Annotated in this window: 20 protein-coding genes and 1 other RNA gene; 20 read left to right on the top strand and 1 reads right to left on the bottom strand. The window is 32.8% G+C overall.

Features of this window, described 5'->3' with window-relative positions:
• The first annotated feature begins 21 nt into the window (after positions 1-21).
• From OZJ21_RS06175 to OZJ21_RS06115, 13 genes are all read left to right on the top strand, one after another.
• Positions 22-1,122: a carbamoyl phosphate synthase small subunit gene (locus OZJ21_RS06175; protein ID WP_003704386.1), complete on the top strand. Its 1,101-nt coding sequence runs from the start codon at positions 22-24 to the stop codon at positions 1,120-1,122.
• Positions 1,100-3,031, top strand: a complete 1,932-nt coding sequence (locus OZJ21_RS06170; protein WP_160993545.1) for an ATP-binding protein — start codon at positions 1,100-1,102, stop codon at positions 3,029-3,031. Before OZJ21_RS06175 ends, OZJ21_RS06170 begins: the two co-directional genes overlap by 23 nt.
• Complete coding sequence (pyrF, locus tag OZJ21_RS06165) at positions 3,028-3,741, top strand: orotidine-5'-phosphate decarboxylase (RefSeq protein WP_003704381.1); 714 nt, start codon at positions 3,028-3,030, stop codon at positions 3,739-3,741. The genes OZJ21_RS06170 and pyrF overlap by 4 nt, the downstream gene beginning before the upstream one ends.
• A complete protein-coding gene (gene pyrE / locus OZJ21_RS06160) occupies positions 3,741-4,361 on the top strand; it encodes an orotate phosphoribosyltransferase (protein ID WP_003706228.1) in 621 nt (206 codons plus the stop codon). Before pyrF ends, pyrE begins: the two co-directional genes overlap by 1 nt.
• Positions 4,362-4,474: 113 nt before the next feature.
• Positions 4,475-5,431 (top strand): LysR family transcriptional regulator, encoded by a 957-nt coding sequence (locus OZJ21_RS06155; RefSeq protein ID WP_003706230.1) that lies wholly within the window; start codon positions 4,475-4,477, stop codon positions 5,429-5,431.
• Between the two features lie 25 nt (positions 5,432-5,456).
• Positions 5,457-6,377 carry a manganese-dependent inorganic pyrophosphatase gene (locus OZJ21_RS06150; protein ID WP_003700164.1) on the top strand — a complete coding sequence of 307 codons (921 nt, stop codon included), beginning with the start codon at positions 5,457-5,459 and terminating at the stop codon, positions 6,375-6,377.
• 185 nt (positions 6,378-6,562) lie between these two features.
• Entirely contained in the window at positions 6,563-7,315 is a 753-nt protein-coding gene (locus OZJ21_RS06145; RefSeq protein WP_003704416.1) for a DeoR/GlpR family DNA-binding transcription regulator, read from the top strand.
• A gap of 59 nt (positions 7,316-7,374) precedes the next feature.
• Positions 7,375-8,538 (top strand): pyridoxal phosphate-dependent aminotransferase, encoded by a 1,164-nt coding sequence (locus OZJ21_RS06140; RefSeq protein WP_113896215.1) that lies wholly within the window; start codon positions 7,375-7,377, stop codon positions 8,536-8,538.
• Between the two features lie 69 nt (positions 8,539-8,607).
• Positions 8,608-9,378, top strand: a complete 771-nt coding sequence (gene murI / locus OZJ21_RS06135) for a glutamate racemase (protein WP_003706235.1) — start codon at positions 8,608-8,610, stop codon at positions 9,376-9,378.
• A 209-nt stretch (positions 9,379-9,587) separates the two neighbouring features.
• On the top strand, positions 9,588-10,274 hold the full coding sequence (locus OZJ21_RS06130; RefSeq protein WP_003706237.1) for a hypothetical protein: 687 nt from the start codon (positions 9,588-9,590) through the stop codon (positions 10,272-10,274).
• A 119-nt stretch (positions 10,275-10,393) separates the two neighbouring features.
• On the top strand, positions 10,394-10,738 hold the full coding sequence (gene gpsB, locus OZJ21_RS06125; protein WP_003700172.1) for a cell division regulator GpsB: 345 nt from the start codon (positions 10,394-10,396) through the stop codon (positions 10,736-10,738).
• A 19-nt stretch (positions 10,739-10,757) separates the two neighbouring features.
• Positions 10,758-11,131, top strand: an RNA gene (gene rnpB / locus OZJ21_RS06120) — RNase P RNA component class B.
• Between the two features lie 87 nt (positions 11,132-11,218).
• Entirely contained in the window at positions 11,219-12,349 is a 1,131-nt protein-coding gene (locus OZJ21_RS06115; RefSeq protein WP_003706238.1) for a THUMP domain-containing class I SAM-dependent RNA methyltransferase, read from the top strand.
• Here OZJ21_RS06115 and OZJ21_RS06110 read toward each other — a convergent pair.
• On the bottom strand, positions 12,346-12,732 hold the full coding sequence (locus OZJ21_RS06110) for an RNase H family protein (RefSeq protein WP_003700175.1): 387 nt from the start codon (positions 12,730-12,732) through the stop codon (positions 12,346-12,348). The two genes, OZJ21_RS06115 and OZJ21_RS06110, sit on opposite strands and share 4 nt — an antisense overlap.
• A 26-nt stretch (positions 12,733-12,758) precedes the next feature.
• Here OZJ21_RS06110 and OZJ21_RS06105 point away from each other — a divergent pair, with 26 nt between their 5' ends.
• From OZJ21_RS06105 to OZJ21_RS06075, 7 genes are all read left to right on the top strand, one after another.
• On the top strand, positions 12,759-13,133 hold the full coding sequence (locus tag OZJ21_RS06105; protein WP_003706240.1) for an EbsA family protein: 375 nt from the start codon (positions 12,759-12,761) through the stop codon (positions 13,131-13,133).
• A gap of 119 nt (positions 13,134-13,252) precedes the next feature.
• Complete coding sequence (locus tag OZJ21_RS06100) at positions 13,253-14,911, top strand: formate--tetrahydrofolate ligase (RefSeq protein WP_268857572.1); 1,659 nt, start codon at positions 13,253-13,255, stop codon at positions 14,909-14,911.
• A 189-nt stretch (positions 14,912-15,100) separates the two neighbouring features.
• Positions 15,101-15,556: a hypothetical protein gene (locus OZJ21_RS06095; protein ID WP_069469303.1), complete on the top strand. Its 456-nt coding sequence runs from the start codon at positions 15,101-15,103 to the stop codon at positions 15,554-15,556.
• Positions 15,557-15,692: 136 nt separating this feature from the next.
• On the top strand, positions 15,693-16,955 hold the full coding sequence (locus OZJ21_RS06090) for a hypothetical protein (protein WP_268857651.1): 1,263 nt from the start codon (positions 15,693-15,695) through the stop codon (positions 16,953-16,955).
• A gap of 476 nt (positions 16,956-17,431) precedes the next feature.
• Positions 17,432-18,781, top strand: a complete 1,350-nt coding sequence (locus OZJ21_RS06085; protein ID WP_081513603.1) for an MFS transporter — start codon at positions 17,432-17,434, stop codon at positions 18,779-18,781.
• A gap of 132 nt (positions 18,782-18,913) precedes the next feature.
• Positions 18,914-19,612, top strand: coding sequence for a tRNA (adenine(22)-N(1))-methyltransferase (locus OZJ21_RS06080; protein WP_268857571.1), 699 nt, complete (start codon positions 18,914-18,916; stop codon positions 19,610-19,612).
• On the top strand, positions 19,605-20,417 hold the full coding sequence (locus OZJ21_RS06075; RefSeq protein WP_003706255.1) for a Nif3-like dinuclear metal center hexameric protein: 813 nt from the start codon (positions 19,605-19,607) through the stop codon (positions 20,415-20,417). The genes OZJ21_RS06080 and OZJ21_RS06075 overlap by 8 nt, the downstream gene beginning before the upstream one ends.
• Positions 20,418-20,429 lie beyond the last annotated feature (12 nt).

The following is a 20,429-nucleotide window of genomic DNA, read 5'->3' as shown; positions in this document are numbered from 1 at the left end:
ATCATGTTGGGAGTGAGGCTTTTGAAACGATTACTTATTCTAGAAGATGGTAGTACATTTTTAGGAGAAGGTTTTGGTTCACAAATAAATTCAACTGGTGAGGTGGTATTAACCACTGCAATGACTGGTTATCAAAAGGTTGTCACATCCCCAACGTATGCAAATCAAATAATTGTTTTTACGACACCTGTACTGGGAACATATGGGACAAACATTGATGATTTAGAATCATTGCAACCGGTCTGTAAAGGTGTCGTTTGTCATACATACACTGATAGCATGAATGTGTCGAGTCCGCAGTCATTTTCAGATTACTTAAAGAATCAAGATATTCCTGGAATTTATGGCATTGATACACGAAAATTAGTAAGAATTTTATCAAAACATAATGGAATAATGAAAGGAAGTATTATTGACGCTGAAAATGATCTAGAACATGCTTTTGATCAATTACATGCAACTGTATTAACTGACCAATTAGTAGATATGGTTTCTACCAGTAAACCATATCCTAATCCTGATACCGGAAGAAATATAGTCTTAGTTGATTATGGAGTAAAACATAGTGTATTGCGTCAATTATCACGTATGAATTGCAATACAATTATTGTTCCATACACTGCGACATTTCAAGAAATTAAAAATCTTTGTCCGGATGGTGTGCTATTATCCAATGGACCTGGGAACCCATATACTTTAGAAGATTCATTTGAAACAATTAGACAAATTCAGGCTAATTATCCGACATTTGCAATAGGATTGGGACATCAATTATTGGCTATTGCAAATGGAGCTAAAGTAAAGGAATTACCACGTGCACATCGAGGATTGAATTTTCCAGTTATTGAAATTGCAACTGGCAGAATTATAACAGTTGCACAAAATCATAGTTACATAGTCGATGAAAGTTCCTTACCTAAAGATAACTTAATTGTAACTCACAAAGATTTAAATAGTGGGTGGATTGAAGGTATTAAGCATCGAAAATATCCCACTTTTTCTGTTCAATTTGAACCAGAAGGAGCTCCAGGTCCTAGTGATGGAACAGATGTATTCTATGATTTTATGCATTTAATTGACATAAGGAAGGATAAGATAAATGCTATTAGAGAGTCAAAATAAAAAAATTATTGTCTTAGGCTCATATAATAGTGGAGCTTTAAGTGCAATTTATACACTAAGCAAACAAGGATACAAACCGATTCTGGTTGCTCCTAGAATTAATGAAAGTCAGATGTCAGAACTATTAGATGAATTCTATAGTATGAAAATGACAGCTGATAATTTAGCAGACATAGTTACTAAAACTAGACCAGATGCTATTATTCCGATTTTTGGTGGGCAAACAGGAATAAATGCATGTATAAAGCTAGCAAAGGATGGTTTGCTAAGTGCCTTAAATGTGAAAATTTTAGGAACAGATTTAGCGTCATTAAGTAGCATGTTTGATAGGGAAAAATTTAGTAATTTACTTAATGAGGAAAGAATTCCAACGCCAATCTCTAAGAAAATAACAAACATAGAAGAAGCAATCGACTTTGCTAGTGAATATAATTATCCAGTAATTGTCAGAGCCTCGGCAACGACTAATAAACCTGGTGGAGATTTGTGTAACAATAGAAGAGAACTAATAGTTAATGTAAACCGTGCATTTGAAGAATCACCAATAAGTAATTGTTTGATAGAAGCAAGTGTAACTGGGTATAAGGAATTAGAATTAGAGATTGTCAGGGATAGTTATGATAACTGTATCTTGGTTGGGGCATTTGAAAATATTGACGCTGTTGGGATACATTCAGCTGACTCAATGGTAGTAGCACCAATCCAAACATTAGATGATCAGGAATTTCAGAAGCTTCGAACTGTTTCATTGCGATTAGCAAGAATGTTTAATATAGTTGGAAGTTGCAATATTCGAATAGCGTTTGATTCATTGAGAGATACGTATTACATATTAGAGATGAACCCATCTTTTAACAGATCTTCAGTTTTGATCTCGGCGATTACAGCATATCCATTAGCTGATATTATTACTAAAATCTCACTTGGAATACGCTTAGATGCAATTAGAAGAACTGGATTTTCAAATCTTACAGCTGCTAGTGAACCAATAATGGATTATTTAGCCGTTAAGGTTCCAAATTGGTCCAAAGGTCAAGCTAAGAGATTAGGGACTAGAAGACAAGCAAAGGGACAAATAGTTGCTTTCGGTAGATCATTGGAAAGTGCACTAATGAAAGCTATTGAGTCAATGACTAACGAAAAAATTGATAGTATGCTAACCCAGTTTTTGAATATTGATGATTTTCAATTAGAAGAAAACTTAGTTCACCCTCAAGCAAATCGTTTATTCATAATTGCAGAAGCTTTTAGACGTGGATATACAATTGATGAAATTAGTGAGTTAACCAAGATTGATGCACAGTTCTTATATACAATATACAAATTAATTGATTTCATAGAAAATATAAAAAATGCTGAACCAAGTGAGAAAAGCATTCGACAAGCAAAGGAACTTGGAATCAGTGATAAAATGTTAGCTAAATTATGGAATATTCAGGTAGATAAAGTAGAACAAATACGCAATGATTTGGCGATAAGACCAACATATAAGAAGATAGATGGAGTCGCAGGTACGCTAGATGCTAATGTGTCATACTTTTATGCAACATACGAAGAAGAGGATGAGTTGGAGAAAAGTAAAGCGGATATTTTACTAATTGATGGAATTGAAAGCTTATCCAATCGAAGTTTTGCCAATAATCAGCAACTATTGATATTAGCAAATTCTGGATTAGACGTAAGTTTAATTTCAAATTCTCCAGATACATTGGCTTTTAGTCTATCTTTGCCAATTACAACTTTCTTTGAACCGTTGTTATATGAAGTTATAGCTGAAATTACAAGAAAATGTAATCCTGAAACTCTATGTCTGAAAAAACCAGAAGAATTATCTGAGGACTTAAAATCTGAATTAAACAATTTGAATATAAAAATAACAGAATGGAATTATACAGGAGGAAAATTATGAAATACGATAGACCAATAATAGCTTTGGATTTTCCGGATAAAGAGAAAACTTTTGAATTTTTGAAAAAGTTTCCTGAAGACGAAAAGTTATTTGTAAAAGTGGGGATGGAACTTTTCTATAGTGAAGGTTCTGATATGGTTAAAGAATTAATCAGTGAAGGACATGATGTATTTCTAGATTTGAAATTACATGATATTCCAAATACTGTTAAGCAAGCAATGAAAGTTATCGGAAAACTTGGTGTCAAACTTACAACAGTTCATATTTCTGGTGGTAGTGAAATGTTAATTGCTGCTAAAGAAGGATTGTTAGATGGAGCTAACGGTGATACTAATACTAAGATATTAGGTATTACACAATTAACTTCTACTGATGAAGAAATGGTAAAGAATGAACAAAAATTATCAATCTCACTTAAAGAAAGTGTAAAAAACTATGCTAAGATTGCTCAAAAATCTGGCCTAGATGGAGTTGTTTGTTCAGCAGAAGAATCTGATATGATCTATAAGTTAACAGGCGATGATTTCTTGAGAATAACTCCAGGAATTAGATTGGCAGGTGGCGATGTTGGTGATCAAAAGCGTGTAATGACACCAGATGCTGCTGCACGTAATCATTCGAGTGGTATTGTTGTAGGACGTGCAATTACTAAAGCTGAAAATCCTTTAGATAGTTATAGATTAGTTACAAAATTATGGAGGGAAAAATAATGAAACAAGTAGCAAAAGATTTATTAAGTATTAAGGCTGTAACTTTATCACCAGAAGAACCTTTTACATGGGCAAGTGGAATTAAATCTCCAATCTATTGTGATAACAGATTAACGATTAGCTATCCAGAAGTAAGAAAGAGAATTGCTAAAGGAATTGCTGATATTATTAGAGAAAAATATCCAGAAACAGAAGTTATTGCAGGAACTGCAACTGCTGGTATTCCTCATGCTGCATGGATTGCTGAAGAATTAAATTTACCTATGATTTATGTACGTTCTAAGCCAAAGGATCATGGACGTGGGAAGCAAATTGAAGGTGTTTTAGCTGAAGGTCAAAAAGTAGTGTTAATTGACGATTTATTATCAACAGGTGGAAGTGTGTTAAAAGCAGTTGATGCAGCTAAAAACGAAGGTGCAGCTGTATTGGGAGTATGTGGTATTTTCAGTTATCAATTAGGTAAATTAGATGATAACTTTAAGGCATATAATTTATCATATGCTACATTGACAAATTATACAGAACTAATTGAAGTTGCAGAAGAAAATGACTACATTGAAGAAAAACAAAAAGAAATTTTGCATGCATGGAGAAAAGATCCTGAAAATTGGTTAAAATAATTATCAAATTCGCAAATAAAGGACTATATTTTTTTATATTTTAATGTATAATAAGGATAGGTATTAAATTATATGTTGATAAGTCCCGTATGGATTTGCGAAAGGATAATGATATGAAAACAAAACAAGAGAATATTTTTTCTTCTAAAACATTGAGTTATTTCTTGCAACTTGCTGAGACAATGAGTTACACACAAGCAGCTCAGATATTAGGGATTACCCAACCAGCACTTACTCAACAAATTAAAAAGTTAGAAAGAGCAGTAGGTGCACCATTATTTTACTCAGTAGGTAAGAAATTACATCTCTCTGATGCGGGTTACACAATGTTGGATGCTACACATCAAATTTATGAAACATTGAACCAGGCTACTGATGAGATACAAATGTCAACAAGTGCAACACAAGGCGAAATTAATATAGGTATTTTAGCTTCAATTGAAGATAGTGTTATTAGCCAGTTTGCTACAGCTTATTACCGTGAACATAATGGTATTAAGTTAACAACACATATGCTTACACGTAAGGAAATTTGGGAAAGATTAGAGAATAATACAATTGATTTGGCAGTTATGTATTTGCCTGATGAAAGTATTAAAAATTGGAAACCTTATGAATCTAAACGTATTTGCCAAGAAGATCTAATCTTTTTACATAACGATAATAAGATTAAACAAAAGAAAATTAATCTAAAAGATACGTTACAACATCCATGGGTTACATATCCACCTGAATATTATCTAAATGAAAGCATAAGTGAAGCCTATAAAAATGCAATGTTAGATGCACCAAATAGTGTTTCTTACTTTGCAACACCAGGTCAAATTTTTAATTTTGCAGCTCAAACTGGTGTATGTACTGCTTTGCCAATGTCATTTGTAGTAGCACATAATCAAGATGGTATTATGAAGCAAGCATTATTGGAACCAGGCATTAGCTTTGATTTGTCATTTGTCTTTAGAAAAGGAAAAGATCAAATACCAAGAATTTCTAATTTCTTAAAAGAGATTGACAATTATCTACGAGAAGAAGATTATATTAGTAGGTTAACAAAGATTAACAAAAAATAATTAAGTAACAAGGAGTTCTTTATTCATGAAAGAATTAGTTTTTGGACACAAGAATCCAGATACAGATGCTATTGTAGCAGCTAAAGCATACTCATATTTACAAAATAAATTAGGTGCTGATACTGAAGCAGTTGCTTTAGGCACACCTAACGAAGAAACAAAATTTGTGTTGGATTACTTCAAGGAAGAATATCCACGTGTAATTACAACTGCAAAAAATGAAGTAGAAGCTGTAATGTTAGTTGATCATAATGAAGCACAACAAAGTGTTGATGACATTAAGGAATTAACTGTAACACATGTTGTAGATCATCACCGTATTGCAAACTTTGAAACAGCTGCACCATTGTATTACCATGCAGAACCATTGGGATGCTCAAGTACTGTAATTTACAAAGAATTCAAAGCAAATAATGTAGAAGTTCCTGCTAAATTAGCTGGTTTAATGTTATCAGCTATCATTTCTGATACATTATTATTAAAATCACCAACAACAACTGATGAAGATGTTGCTGCTGTGAAAGAATTAGCTGAAATTGCAGGTGTAAACTATGAAGAATATGGTTTGGAAATGTTAAAAGCTGGAACAAACCTTTCAAGTAAAACAGAAGAAGAATTAATTTCTGCAGATGCTAAGTCATTTGAAATGGGTGGTAAGACAGTACGTGTAGACCAAGTTAACACAGTTGACTTAGATGAAGTATTTGCTAGAGAAGCTGCTTTGCGTGCAGCAATTGAAAAGCAAAATGCAGAAGAAGGCTACGACTTATTCTTATTAATGGTAACAAACATTTTAGATTCAAATACACGTTTATTAGTAGTAGGTGAACCTAAAGATGTAGTTGAAAAAGCATTCGATAAGAAGTTGGAAGACGACAAGATGGACTTACCAGGTGTAGTTTCACGTAAGAAACAAGTTGTCCCTCCATTGGAAGCTGCATTTTAATTAAATTAGATAAAATATATTTTTTAAAGTACCTTGTAGTTATTGGTTAGAGAGCTAATAGCTATAAGGTATTTTTTATTAGAATAAATTAATTGCAAATAAAGATATATCCTTATTGTAAGGGTTTAAATTACTTAAATATAGAGTTATAATTATATTGAAATAAATTGAATGGAGCGATGAAGTTGAGCCAAGAAAAAAGAATAGAGTTGATAAAACAACTTTTAGAAGAAAGACAAGAACTCTCAACTAGAGACATCATGACCGAATTTGGAGTTTCACAAGATACAGCTAGACGAGATATAGTGTTACTGACTAAAAAGGGAGAAGTTAAACGAACTCATGGGGGAATTTTACCTCTAGATTTTGGACGCAGTGTGCCTAATTACCAAAGTAGATTATCACGTTTTACTAAATCTAAAACAAAAATCGCAATGGAAGCAGGAAAATATTTTAAGCCACATCATGTATACTTTGTAGATTCATCTACTATTTTATTAAGGACATGTCAAAGTATTAATATGCCAGTAGCCATTGTAACTCACTCTTTAGACAATTGTATTGCATTGGCTGAGAACAGTAAGGTAACAGTTAAGGTTTTGAGTGGTACTTTAAATCACGAAAATAGATATTTCTATTCTAATCTTGCAATGCAAGAATTGCATGATATTGCATTTGATACAGCATTTATTGCAGCATCTGGTATTGATGAAAATGGTGCTTATTTGTTAGATCAAGGCGATGCAGAGATTGTTGGTTTGGCAGTAAGTAGAGCTAGAAAAGTAATTTTAGTTGCTGAACATCAAAAATTTGTAAATAAGTCTTATTACAGAATTTGCCCACTAGACAAGATTTCAATGTTTATTACAGATAAGGCTCTTACTCCAGAACAAAGAGCAATGTTTACAGATAAAACAGAAATCATAGTTGCTAATTAAAAATAGTTTGTAATTATGGTATAATTTTTCTAATAATTCTATAAAGTTAGGTGATTTAATTGTCAAGAAGTTTTAATAGAGAAGTTGAGAAAATTGCTGTATCAGATATCCGCCAATTTGATTCAGATGTAAGTGGAATTCCGGGGATTATTAAGTTAACATTAGGAGAACCAGATTTTAATACGCCTGAACATGTAAAAAAAGCTGCAATTAAGGCAATTGAGGATAATAAATCTCACTATACTCCTAATGCTGGTTTTATGGAATTAAGAGAAGAAACAGCTAAGTATTTTAATAAAAAATATGATTTGAATTACAGTGGGACACAAGTTGTTACTACAGTTGGCGCAACTGAAGCTATTAATGCAAGTTTACAAGCTATTTTAAATCCAGATGATACTGTGTTAGTACCAACACCTATTTTTCCACTATATTTACCAATTAGTAATTTAAATCATGGTAATTATATTTTAATGGATACAAGTGAAGATAATTTTGTCTTGACTGCCGATAAATTACGCAAGGTTATTGCAGATAATAAGGATAAAAATATTAAATGCCTTGTTTTGAACTATCCTTCTAATCCAACAGGTGTTACATACAATAGAAAACAATTAGAAGAATTAGCAGAAGTAATTAAAGAAAATGATATTTGGGTATTAAGCGATGAAATTTATGCTGAATTAACATATACGGGCAAACACGTTTCTTTAGCTGAATTAATCCCTGATAATGTAATTTTAATTAGTGGATTATCCAAATCTCATGCGATGACAGGCTGGAGAATTGGCTTTATCTTAGGGCCTCAAGACTTTATTGATCAAGTAGTAAAATCTCATCAATACATGGTAACAGCACCTACTACTAATGCACAATATGCAGCATTAGAAGCTGTTACAAATGGCTTTGATGATGCAGTGCCTATGAAAGAAGAATATTTGAAGCGTAGAGATTTCATTATAGAAGAATTACAAAAAGTGGGCTTTGAAATTGCAAGTCCTGATGGTGCATTCTATATCTTTGCTAAAATTCCAGCTAATTGTCCTCAAAACTCATGGGACTTTGTTAGAGATTTGGCTAAAGAAGCTAAAGTAGCACTTATTCCAGGTGTATCTTTTGGACCAGGTGGAGAAGGATATGTAAGAATGAGCTATGCTGCAAGTATGGAAAACTTAGTAGAAGCCGTTAAAAGAATAAAAGATTACGTTCAAGCTAGAAAGTAATACATCTATGTAATTTAGCCAGAGTGTGCTAAAATTAACTAGAACTTTTTTCTAGGAAGGTAGTTAATAATGACTAATAAAAAAGATGCCCCTATTGGAGTTTTTGACTCTGGTATGGGAGGAATTTCGGTATTACGTGAATTAGTTAAAATAATGCCGAATGAAGATTATATATTCTTTGGTGATTCTGCTAATGCACCTTATGGTATTAAGACGGTAGAAGAAGTCCAAAAATTATCATTTGAGAAAGTAGAGCATTTGCTATCATATAATTGTAAAGCAATTGTTGTGGCATGTAATACTGCTACGAGTGCGGCAATTAAGGAATTGAGAGCAGCATATCCGGATTTAATTATCGTTGGACTAGAGCCAGCTCTAAAGCCAGCAGTAGAACATAAAAAAGATTCTAAAGTAGGTGTTATGGCAACACCACTAACATTAAAAGAAAAGAAATTTAATGACTTGATGAATAAATATGTTACAAAGGCAGATATTCGAAAAATTCCTGCACCAGATTTAGTAGAGTTTATTGAATCAGGTGATGTGGATTCTCCTGAATTAGAAACATATTTACAAAAATTATTAAGTCCTTATAAAGATTCAGATTCCATTGTGCTTGGCTGCACACATTTTCCATTTGCCAAAAAGGTAATTCAAAAGATTATGGGCGATGATACGTTTATTGTTGATGGTGGAGAAGGTGCAGCTAGAGAAACTAAGCATTTATTGGAAAAGAGTAACTTACTAAGTGATAAGACAGAAAAGGGTTCTGTGAAGTTTGAAAATTCCAGAAATACTAAGGAAGAATTAGAACTTAGTCAGAAACTATTTAACTTATAAAATAAAGATCGATTAGTGTAATTAATATAATTAACGCTAATCGATCTTTTAATTACTGTAACATTAAAGGGTTTACATTACTTTTATAAAATAAATATTACAAAAAGGTTTCATTATGTAGATAAATGAGTTACAATATACTTGTAAGATATTTATTAGAATTTATCCAATTATTAACAATCGTAATATACAGAATCGAGGGATGAGCTATGAAAAAAGTAATTTATTTAGGTATCACAATGTTAAGTGCAATGGTATTAGTGGGATGCAGTAATACAAGTAGTGCTCCTAACACAACTAGTCATTCGAGCAATGTAAAGACAGAAGTTAAGAGTAGTTCTACTAGCAAAAAAGAAAAGAAGATTACTGCTAAAGCAGTTGATGAAAGTAGCGTAGTAGCAGAAAGTTCTTCTGTAGATAGCAATAATAACAATAGTGTAAGTACAAATTCAAATGTTCAAACTGCTACTAATCAAGTTGCAAGTGCAAATAGTTCTGTAGCAAAAGAGAGTAGTAGTGTTGCTACAGGTAATAATAATGTTACAGGAAATGCAGTAGCTCCAAGTGTAGCAGCAGAATCTAGCCAAAAGGTACAAGAAGTAAATCAACAACTATCACCTGCTCAAATTGCTGCTTTAGCTGCTTACTACATGGGTAATGATGCTAATTCACTAACTGTTCATAATATGGGAAATTATAACGCTGTAAGTGGTGCTGACGGTCAGTTGCTATTTGCTTATAGTGCAGATGGGAACAACTTGAAAGTTGGTGGCTTTGGTGATACTCCTTGGGACAGTGTTAATGCAAATGATGTAATGCAAAAAGCACAACAACAAGGTAATAAGGATTCAATTAACCAAGTTGCAAATAATACAACATTTGAAAAAGGTTATTAAATCTAAAATTTATGTAAAATAAAGTGCAATCAACTGAAAAGTGGTTGCATTTTTATTAATGTATGGTATGATAAAAACTGTTATGAGTTGAGTTTACTAAGTAGATGAGGTGCATTTTAATGGAAAATGTAAATCTTACACCTAAAGACATTGTTAATAAACATTTTAAACAAAAAATGCGTGGGTACGATTCAATTGAAGTTGATGAGTTCTTGGATGATGTTATTCAAGATTATGAAACTTATGCAAAAGAAAATCAACGTTTACAAATGGAAAATGATCGTTTATTGAAAAAGGTAGACGAGTTAACTAAGCAAGTTGCGGTGGGTAAAACAGGAACAACTGCTAGACCTGCTTCTAATGCATCTACAAATATGGATATTCTTAAACGTCTATCCAATTTGGAACGACATGTTTTTGGTGCACAGCTTAACGATGATGTAAATCGTGGAAATCGATTTTAATTAATAAATTATATATGTAAATTTCTGGTAATCGCGGTCTATGTATATAGGCTGAGGAAAGTCCAAGCTTGCACAGGCTGAGATGCCTGTAGTGATCGTACTTGCTGAAAAAATAAGGCAAGGCACTGCTTTTAGTAGTGACGGCAGACAAAAGAGCTAAGGTTTCGGCTATGCTTGAGTAGTCTTGAAAAGTGCCACAGTGACGAAGTAATATAGGAAACTGTATTAGTGGAACGCGGTAAACCCTGCGAGCAGGTAACCCAAACTTTGGTAGGGGCGCTTCATGACGGAAATGAACTAATCATGGGGGCGAGTTTTTAACTCGGAGATAGATGATTACCACCGATTCTAATTTTCCTGAATTAGATGACGTACAGAACGTGGCTTATAGAGATTTACATATCAGGGTGGCTAGGATATTAGGTAACTTCTATCCTAGCTTTTTTATTTTAGATAAATGTAAATTGAAAGGAATAAATTATGAACTTTAAATTAATTGCAACATGTGCTGCAGGTATAGAAAGTATCGTTGGTAACGAACTAAAGCATTTAGGTTATAAAGTGAATGTTGAAAATGGTCGAGTTAGATTTGATGGCGATGTAGCTGATATTGCTAAAACAAATCTATGGTTAAGAACAGCAGATAGAATAAAGATTGTAGTTGGTGAATTTACAGCTAAAACTTTTGAAGAGCTATTCCAAGGTGTTGAAGGTTTAAACTGGGAAGATTTTCTACCTTTAGATGCTGAATTTCCAGTAGCTGGTAAGTCTCAAAAATCTACTTTACATAATGTACCAAGTGTTCAAGCAATAACTAAAAAAGCAATTGTTACTAAAATGAGTACTGTCTATCATAGAAGAACTAAGTTACCTGAAACAGGGGCATTGTATCCAATTGAAGTTGCTATTAATAAGGATAAGGTCTTAATTACATTGGATACTACCGGTAGCAGTTTATTTAAACGTGGATACAGAGTAAATAAAGGTGGAGCCCCTCTAAAAGAAAATATGGCAGCTGCATTAGTTCTATTAGCTCGCTGGTATCCTGAAATGCCATTTGTAGATCCAGTATGTGGTTCTGGAACAATTCCAATTGAAGCTGCTTTGATTGGATGCAATATTGCACCTGGTTTGAAACGTAATTTTGCCTTTGAAAACTGGGATTGGGTTGATAAAGACATTATTAAACAAGCAAGAGAACAAGCACAAGCAGCAATCAAGAAAGATATTGATTTAGATATATCTGGATATGATATTGATGGAAGTATGATTGAAATTGCTAAAGAAAATGCTGTTCAAGCTGGAGTCCAAGATATAGTTAACTTCAAGCAAATGGCAGTAAAAGACTTCAAAACAGATAAGATCAATGGTGTTATTGTAGCTAATCCGCCATATGGTGAGCGTTTAAGTGATAAAGAACATGTACATCAACTATATCAACAAATGGGTAAACTATACCAACCATTAACATCTTGGAGTAAGTACATTTTGACAAGTGACTTACAATTTGAACAATTTTATGGAACAAAAGCTACTAAACGTAGAAAGTTATATAATGGTTCCTTGCGTACAGATTTCTTCCAATACTGGGGAAAGAAGATAAGAAATTAATGCTCATGTAAAGCTTGAATAGCAAGTGTATGAGCACCAGCATTTTCTTTATCAGAAATCCAGTTATTTATGACAATTGGAAAATTTTCTTGAAGTGCTAATAGATCTGCTAGGGTTTGAGAATAACTTTTACTATATTGTTTTTCAAGACTATCAATTAAAATCTTGCTGTCAGAATAGAAAAAGACTAGATCTTCATCTGGAAAATTTTCAATAAGATAGTTAAAACCATGAATAGCGGCAATAAATTCTGCTTCGTGGTTATCAGTGGCAGAAATGTCATATTTTAATTGAGTTTGTTGCTGGTTCTTAACGATTAAGATTCCTGCAGCGAAAGTATGATTCTTTTGGTTTGTAGCAGCGTCTGTATATATTTTTAACATTATTATCAATCCTCGAGGTGTGTTTTATGAATAAGAAATATTTTTATCAACCAGATATTCCTGTATCAATATCTTGTTGGTCATTTACATTAATGATTTTGTTATTTTCTTTATTACTATGGTTAGAAATTACAGTCTTTCAAATTTGGACTGTTATTACTTTTATTATATTTGTACTAGTAGCGTTAATACAAGTACTTTTACGAAAGGTAGAATTAAGTGATACAGAGCTCAGCTTTAGGGCAGTGATACCTTTTAATAACTTTAAAATAAAGAAAGTAGATATTAGAGAGATTGAAATAAGAAAATATGGCTTGTTTATCAAAACCAAGTATCGAGATTACAGATTAATAGTTTCAAAGGGAGTTGCAGAAAACGCGTATAATAATATGACTAAATAGGTATATAATTCGTTATATACCTATTTTTATTTGTTAAAAAATATATTTTAGCAAAAACCAATGACAAAATCTTAATTATAGTATATACTTTAATTATTATTTGAAGGAGGAATCAGAAATTGAAAGATATTGAAATAGCACAAAAAAGTGAAATGTTACCAATAACTGAAGTTGCTCAAAAGGTGGGATTAACTGCTGATGAAATAGAACAATACGGTAAGTATAAAGCAAAAATCAGCTTACCTCTTTCTGCACGTGAACAAACAAAAAGAAAGTTGGTTTTAGTTACTGCAATTAATCCTACTCCAGCGGGTGAAGGTAAATCTACTGTAACAGTTGGTTTGGGCGATGCATTTAGTTTATTAAACAAAAAGGTAATGATTGCTTTACGTGAACCATCATTAGGACCTGTTATGGGAATGAAAGGCGGAGCTACTGGTGGTGGATATTCTCAAGTTGTTCCAATGGAAGATATAAACCTTCATTTTACAGGGGATATGCATGCATTAACAACTGCTAATAATACTTTAGCAGCTTTGATTGACAATCATATTTACCAAGGAAATAAATTAAATATCGATCAAAGACGTGTTATTTGGAAACGTGTATTAGATATTAATGATCGTGCATTACGCCATGTAGTAATTGGCTTAGGTGGAGCTACTCAAGGTATTCCAAGAGAAGATGGATTCGATATCACTGTAGCTTCAGAGTTAATGGCTATTCTATGTCTTTCTAAAGATATTTCTGATTTAAAGAAGCGTATCGGTCAAATTGTTATAGGATACAATTTTGATAAAGAACCAGTAACTGTAGATCAACTCGGAGTTACAGGTGCTATTACATTGTTATTAAAGGATGCTTGCAAGCCAAACTTGGTTCAAACACTAGCACATACTCCTGCAATTGTGCATGGTGGACCATTTGCTAATATTGCTCATGGATGTAACAGTGTTCTTGCTACTCAAACAGCTTTGAATTTAGCTGATTACACAATTACAGAAGCAGGATTCGGTGCTGACTTAGGTGCTGAAAAATTCCTTGATATTAAAACTCCAGTGTTAGGAAAAACACCTGATACAATCGTAATTGTGGCAACTGCTCGTGCTTTGAAGATGAATGGCGGAGTAGCTAAGGATAATTTAGATGAAGAAAATGTTGCTGCGGTTGAACAAGGTTTTGCAAACTTGAAGAAACATATCCAAAGTATGAAACGTTACAATGTTCCTGTTGTAGTGGCAATTAATAAATTCACTCAAGATACTGATGCTGAATTAGCTAAGATTGTTGAACTTTGTGAACAAAATGATACTAAAGCAATTGTTGCTGATGTTTGGGCTAAAGGTGGAGAAGGTGCTACAGAATTAGCTAAAGCTGTTATTGAATCTTGTGATAATGATCAAGAATTTACAAGACTTTACAATAGCGATGATTCTGTTGAAGAAAAGATCAACAAGATTGTTACTGAAATTTACGGTGGCGATGGTGTTGAATTTAGTGCTAAAGCTAAGCGTCAATTAAGACAATTTGAAAAATTAGGTTGGAACTATCTACCTGTATGTATGGCTAAGACACAATATTCATTGTCTGATAATGCTAAAGTTTTAGGTGCTCCAAAAGGATTTAAGATTCATGTGCGTGAATTTGTACCAAAATTAGGTGCACAATTCCTTGTAGCATTAACAGGAAATATCTTAACTATGCCAGGTTTACCTAAAGTTCCAGCTGCAGATGGCATGGATGTTGATGAAAATGGAAAGATTAGTGGCTTGTACTAATCAATCATCCAAATAAATTTGAAAATAATTTATAAAAGAGCTAGATGTTCGTTCTCAGCTCTTTTTTTATGTGATATAATAGAAACTGGGAAGATAATTGGTGCACCAAGTCATCCCATATACCTCAACTACGTAAAGGCTCTGGTTGGTACATCACCAGAGCTTTTCATTTATAAAGGTGGAGTTAAATTGATTGAAAAAATTAGATTAAGAAAAAAGAAAAACGAAGTGGTTAAGGTTGGGGATGTTGTTAACTATCGTGGATCAATGTTTATTATTTTGAATGTTTTGGCTGTTCGCGTGATGATCAATCGTGAAAATGGGGAACTAATGACGATGAGTGATTGTTTAGGGCAGCAATATCGGACTCCTGATTTATCTGCTGATTATATAACAACACAAGCTGAAATAACCTATGAACCAGAAGAATTTAGAAAAATATCGGTTGTTGGTGAATATATCTACGATCAAGAGACTGGAATTTGGGTTCAAATTAAAGCAATATTGGGCTATCACTTTGAAGGAAGAAACTTGGTGGTTAAATATGAATTTGAACCGGTAATGGAACTACCAGCAGATGAAGTAGAAAAAGCTATAGCTAAAAAGAGAAAATCTATTATGAAATTAGTAAAGAAGAATAGTTAATAATCCTATTAGTTAGAGAACTAAGAGGATTTTTTATTTGGTCAAAGAATAATTAAAATATGGAAAAATATTGACGTAAATGTAAAGGAAAAGGTAAAATTAGCTTGTGAATAGCAGTAAAAAAGTATTTAATGGAGTGGAAAATTTGAGAAAAGAAATTTTTGCAGCGGCAATATTAGCTGGAATTATTTTGACAAGTGCTAGGAGTCAAAGTGTTCAAGCTGAAGTGCTTTCAACTGATAGTAACAATGTAACCGAAGTTGAGACTTCAAAGGTAGCTAATAACAAGCAACTTACCCAAGCTAATGTAAGTATGTCTAAAGAAAATCAGACTCATGATTCAAGTAGCATGGTAAGTGCTGGGGAAACTTCTGATGTAAATGAAGTTCAAGAAAATAAGAGTGAAACTACATCAGATGATACATCTAATTTACGAGTACAATTAACTAGTTTATATGTTGATTTACAACCTAAACAAATAGCACTTAAAACAGTTACTGCTACTAATGATACGCAAAGTATATTAGTTAGTACTAAATCAACCAAACAACAAGCTAAAAAAATCTTAGATGATAAGAAAAAAGACCTAGGTACAGCAAAGCGTAACTTAGATAAAACAAATAAAGCTTTGGCTAATACTCAAATCAAGGTAACTGTTAATCAAGAAGTAGCTAAAAATGCACAAAAAGAATTGGATAGCTTGAATACTGATTTAACAGCAAAGCAAGCCGACTATGATAAAGCAGATAAAGCTTTGAATGATGCTAAAGTTAATTACCAGGTAAAGAAAGCTATTCTAGCTAGCGCTAAGGAAGATAAAAGCAAGTTAAAAAAGGAACTAGCAAATGCTGAAGAGAAGCAAACTAGTGCCAAAAAAGTTTTTAAAACTTCTAAAAAGAAACTAACATCACTTAAAGAAAAAGTAGCACAATCAAAAGAAGACTTAGATAAGGTACAAACTAAATTAGCTAAAGATCAAAAGAATGAACAAAAAGCTAAGGAAAACATAGCGAAATTAGAGGCAGATATTAAAACTAAACAGGCCGATTACGATAAAGCAAAACAAGAAATATCTACAAAACAAGAGGCTTTGAAGAAAGCACAAACTGAATTAGCGGAACAGAAAAAGGTTAAAGCGCATGCCAAAAAGGTTTTAGATAAGGCTAATAAGGAATTGATTAAGGTTCAGGCAACAGTGCAAGATAAACAGGCTAAATTGAAGGAGTTACAAGATCAGTTTGGAAATTATGTGGGCGATGATGAGGAGCTAGCTGATACTAAAAAAGCATTAACCGAAGCTCAAACTAAATTGACTCAAGCTCAAAAAAATCAAGCAGATGCACAAAAAGATTATGACAAAGCACAAGCCGATTATGAAACGAAACTAAAGAAGCACTAACTGAATTCGTTACTCAAGAACAAGCAAAAAAGGCTGATGCTGATAATGTATAGAAGTCAATATTGAAATCTTAATTATTATTTTCAAACTATCAGATCCAAAAATAATTTTTCAAGAGAAGTATGTAAAAGTGCTTCTCTTTTTTATATAAATTACACGCTTACAAGTTATCCAATAATATACATTAGATATGAATAATTTTTATTTAAGTAAAACCTAACTGTGCATCTTAATATTTTCTTAATAATTACAGAAATAACCTTATATAAAGGTAATATTGTATATAGAAACTTATTTTATAAAATTAAAAATAATGCTAGAAATTTGCAATAGTTTTAGAAATCATGATACGGTAGATATACAGAATTGCTCGAGTAAAATGAAAACAGCTGTAACTTTAGATGTTAAATTTGCATCTAAAGAAACAAGGAGGAATCGGAAAGACATATTCGTACACTATGTCTTATATTTAATTTATGAAATATATCAAAAAAGAATTACAAAGTAAAAAGGATTACAAGAAGGCACCATTTTCAGATGTTCACTGGCGTGTCTACATTTCAATCTTGTTAGGACAGATTGCTTGTGGATATGCACTTGGAATAAGTGGTATTGCTTTAGATCAAGCAGGATCATATTTACCATTGACTAACTTTTGGACTGGTTTGATCGGTGCTGGTGGTCTTATTGGGTTATTCGGTAGTATTTTTATGGGACGTTTAGCTGATAAAGTCGGAAGAAAAGGGCTTTTGATGTTGAATATGTACATTTTTACAATCCTATCGTTAGCACACCTATTTGTAACAAATTTATTTTTAATTTTTCTTTTGCGATTAGGTTTAGGATTAATGATGGCTATTGATTATACAGTAGGTAATGCGTTGTTAATTGAATGGTTACCAACTGGTGAAAGTGGTAAAAAGCAAAGTAGATTATTAATTTACTGGTCAATAGGTTTCATTTTAGCGTACTTGATAGGTTCTTATTTAGGTGGATTTTCTCAAGGTTGGAAGTATAGTTTTGCCTCATCATTTATTTTTGGATTAATAGCTGCTATATTCCGCTCATTTGCAAAGATTCCAGCTTCTCCAAGTTGGTTAGCAAGTCGTGGTAAAAATGCTAAAGCTCAAAAAGTAATTCAACGTAATTTAGGAAGTAAATGGGGATTATCAGAAAGACTTCTATCCATTAAAGTTAAAAACATTTCATGGCTACATCTTTTTAGTAAGAAATATCGTCGCCAAACATTAGTTGGTGGATTATTCTATGCTAGTCAGGCATTCTCATTTTTTGGTATAAGTATTTTCTTACCAATCTTGCTAAAGAGTATGGGAGTTACTAATGCCAATATGTCAGGTATTCTTTATAACGGAAGTATGTTAATTGGTGTAGTTATTGGGATTTGGATTTTTAACAAAATTAGTCGTCGCTCATTTTTAGTTGTCAGCTTTTTAAGTTCAGCGATTGCTTTAGCTGCAATGGTATTCTTAGATATATCAATGTGGGCTAAATTAGGTATCTTTTCTCTATTTTCTGTGATCTTATCTTCATCATTGGTATTGGATTATCCATATCCTTCAGAGTTATTTGATGTTAAGGTTCGTGCAACAGGGATGGGTATCTGTATAGCTATCAGTCGAATTGGAGCTGCATGTGGTACATTCTTATTACCTATTTTAACTGATATGGGTGGATCTCAATTAGCGATGTTAGTATGTGCTCTAGTCCTATTTATAGGAAGTATGATTTGTTTAGTATGGGCACCAGAAACATCACCTAAGTTTATGAAAAAGAATGAAATTCTTGAAAATGAAGTAACAGAATAAATTCAGAAGATTTGGCAATTCAACTGCCAAGTCTTTTTTTGTTGTAAAAAGCAAGAAAATATCAGTAAGTATAGATATATCTTTTTAAAGCCGGTATACTTAATATATAGAATTTAGATTAAGGGGTATCGTATGGACGGAAATAAATTATCATATCGTTTACAAAAAGTGGCAAAATATGTCCCTGCAGATAGTAGATTAGCGGACATCGGTTCTGATCATGCTTATTTACCAGCGTATCTAGCATTAAAAGGTAAAATTAACTTTGGGATTGCTGGTGAAGTTGTTAAAGGACCTTTTCAAAATGCTCAAAATGAAATTAAAAAAGAAAACTTACAAGAGATAATAGATGTTCGTTTGGCTGACGGATTAGCTGCAGTTGAACTTTCAGATGAGATTAATGTAGTTACAATCTGTGGTATGGGTGGCCCATTAATTTGTCAGATTCTGGAAGAAGGAAAGGCTAAATTAGCTAATCATCCTCGCTTAGTTTTACAACCTAATGTAGGTGAGAAAAATGTCAGAGAATGGTTAGTAGCTAATAACTATCAAATAATTGCCGAAGATATTTTAGAAGAAGACAAACATATCTATGAAATTATCGTAGCGGAATTTGTTGATGTAAAGGCTGAGCTAACAGCTAAAGAATTAGAATTTGGTCCTTACTTAATGAAAGAAAAGAACGAAGTCTTTAAGCATAAATGGCAAAAGGAATTAGATAAGATTGAAACAGTTAGAGTTCAGCTGGAAAAAGCCAAGGAAAAGCCAGTTGCTAAGTTAGAATATCTAGACGAACAAGTAAAACTAATAGAAGGTGTATTAAATGACTAAAGTTATAGATATTGTAAATAAATTTGAAGAATTTGCGCCTAAAAGAATTGCTGAAGATGGCGATCCAATTGGTTTGCAATTAGGTTCTTTACATAATGATGTACATAAAATGATGGTGACTTTAGATGTAAGACCTGAAACTGTCGATGAAGCTATTGAAAATAATATTGATTTTATTTTTGCACATCATCCTGCAATGTTCGTTCCAGTTAAGAAGTTTGATTTAGATGTTCCACAAAACGCGATGTATGCTAAGTTAATCAAACATGATATTACAGTGTATGGTGCGCATACAAACTTGGATAATGCTAATGGTGGAATGAATGATTGGTTAGCTGAACAATTAGGATTAGAAAATACAGAATTCTTACTACCTACTAAGGTAGATCCTGTTTCAAACGAAAAATATTCTATGGGCCGCGTAGGAGAGTTAAAAGATAGTTTAACAGCTATGGAATTTGCAGAATATTGCAAGAAAGTATTAAATTTACGTGGCTTACGTTTAATAGCAGCAGACAACCAAAAGCCAGTTAAACGTGTAGCAGTCCTTGGTGGTAGTGGTGGTCGGTTCTTTAACGCTGCTTTACTACATAAGGCAGATGCATACGTCACAGGTGATATCTCATACCATACCGGTCATGATATGATTGCTGCAGGCTTAACAGTGGTTGATGCAGGACATCACATTGAGTCTATTTGCAAACCAAAGTTGACAGATAAATTCAAAAAGTGGAATAATGAGAATGATTGGAAAATCGATATTTATCAATCCAAATTAAATACTGATCCATTTCAGTTCATTTAAGCGAAAGGTGTG

This window comes from Ligilactobacillus sp. UO.C109 (genome assembly GCF_026847815.1).
Classification (GTDB): Bacteria; Bacillota; Bacilli; order Lactobacillales; family Lactobacillaceae; genus Ligilactobacillus; species Ligilactobacillus salivarius.
Note: the sequence above shows the minus strand (reverse complement) of the source record. Positions and strands in the feature narration are given on the sequence as shown.

Coding starts and splice junctions, on each gene's coding strand:
- gpsB (WP_003700172.1), top strand. CDS start 10,394: ATGGAAAATGTAAATCTTACACCTAAAGACATTGTTAATAAACATTTT.
- OZJ21_RS06080 (WP_268857571.1), top strand. CDS start 18,914: ATGGACGGAAATAAATTATCATATCGTTTACAAAAAGTGGCAAAATAT.
- murI (WP_003706235.1), top strand. CDS start 8,608: ATGACTAATAAAAAAGATGCCCCTATTGGAGTTTTTGACTCTGGTATG.
- OZJ21_RS06115 (WP_003706238.1), top strand. CDS start 11,219: ATGAACTTTAAATTAATTGCAACATGTGCTGCAGGTATAGAAAGTATC.
- pyrF (WP_003704381.1), top strand. CDS start 3,028: ATGAAATACGATAGACCAATAATAGCTTTGGATTTTCCGGATAAAGAG.
- OZJ21_RS06155 (WP_003706230.1), top strand. CDS start 4,475: ATGAAAACAAAACAAGAGAATATTTTTTCTTCTAAAACATTGAGTTAT.
- pyrE (WP_003706228.1), top strand. CDS start 3,741: ATGAAACAAGTAGCAAAAGATTTATTAAGTATTAAGGCTGTAACTTTA.
- OZJ21_RS06110 (WP_003700175.1), bottom strand. CDS start 12,732: ATGTTAAAAATATATACAGACGCTGCTACAAACCAAAAGAATCATACT.
- OZJ21_RS06085 (WP_081513603.1), top strand. CDS start 17,432: ATGAAATATATCAAAAAAGAATTACAAAGTAAAAAGGATTACAAGAAG.
- OZJ21_RS06075 (WP_003706255.1), top strand. CDS start 19,605: ATGACTAAAGTTATAGATATTGTAAATAAATTTGAAGAATTTGCGCCT.
- OZJ21_RS06170 (WP_160993545.1), top strand. CDS start 1,100: ATGCTATTAGAGAGTCAAAATAAAAAAATTATTGTCTTAGGCTCATAT.
- OZJ21_RS06105 (WP_003706240.1), top strand. CDS start 12,759: ATGAATAAGAAATATTTTTATCAACCAGATATTCCTGTATCAATATCT.
- OZJ21_RS06150 (WP_003700164.1), top strand. CDS start 5,457: ATGAAAGAATTAGTTTTTGGACACAAGAATCCAGATACAGATGCTATT.
- OZJ21_RS06130 (WP_003706237.1), top strand. CDS start 9,588: ATGAAAAAAGTAATTTATTTAGGTATCACAATGTTAAGTGCAATGGTA.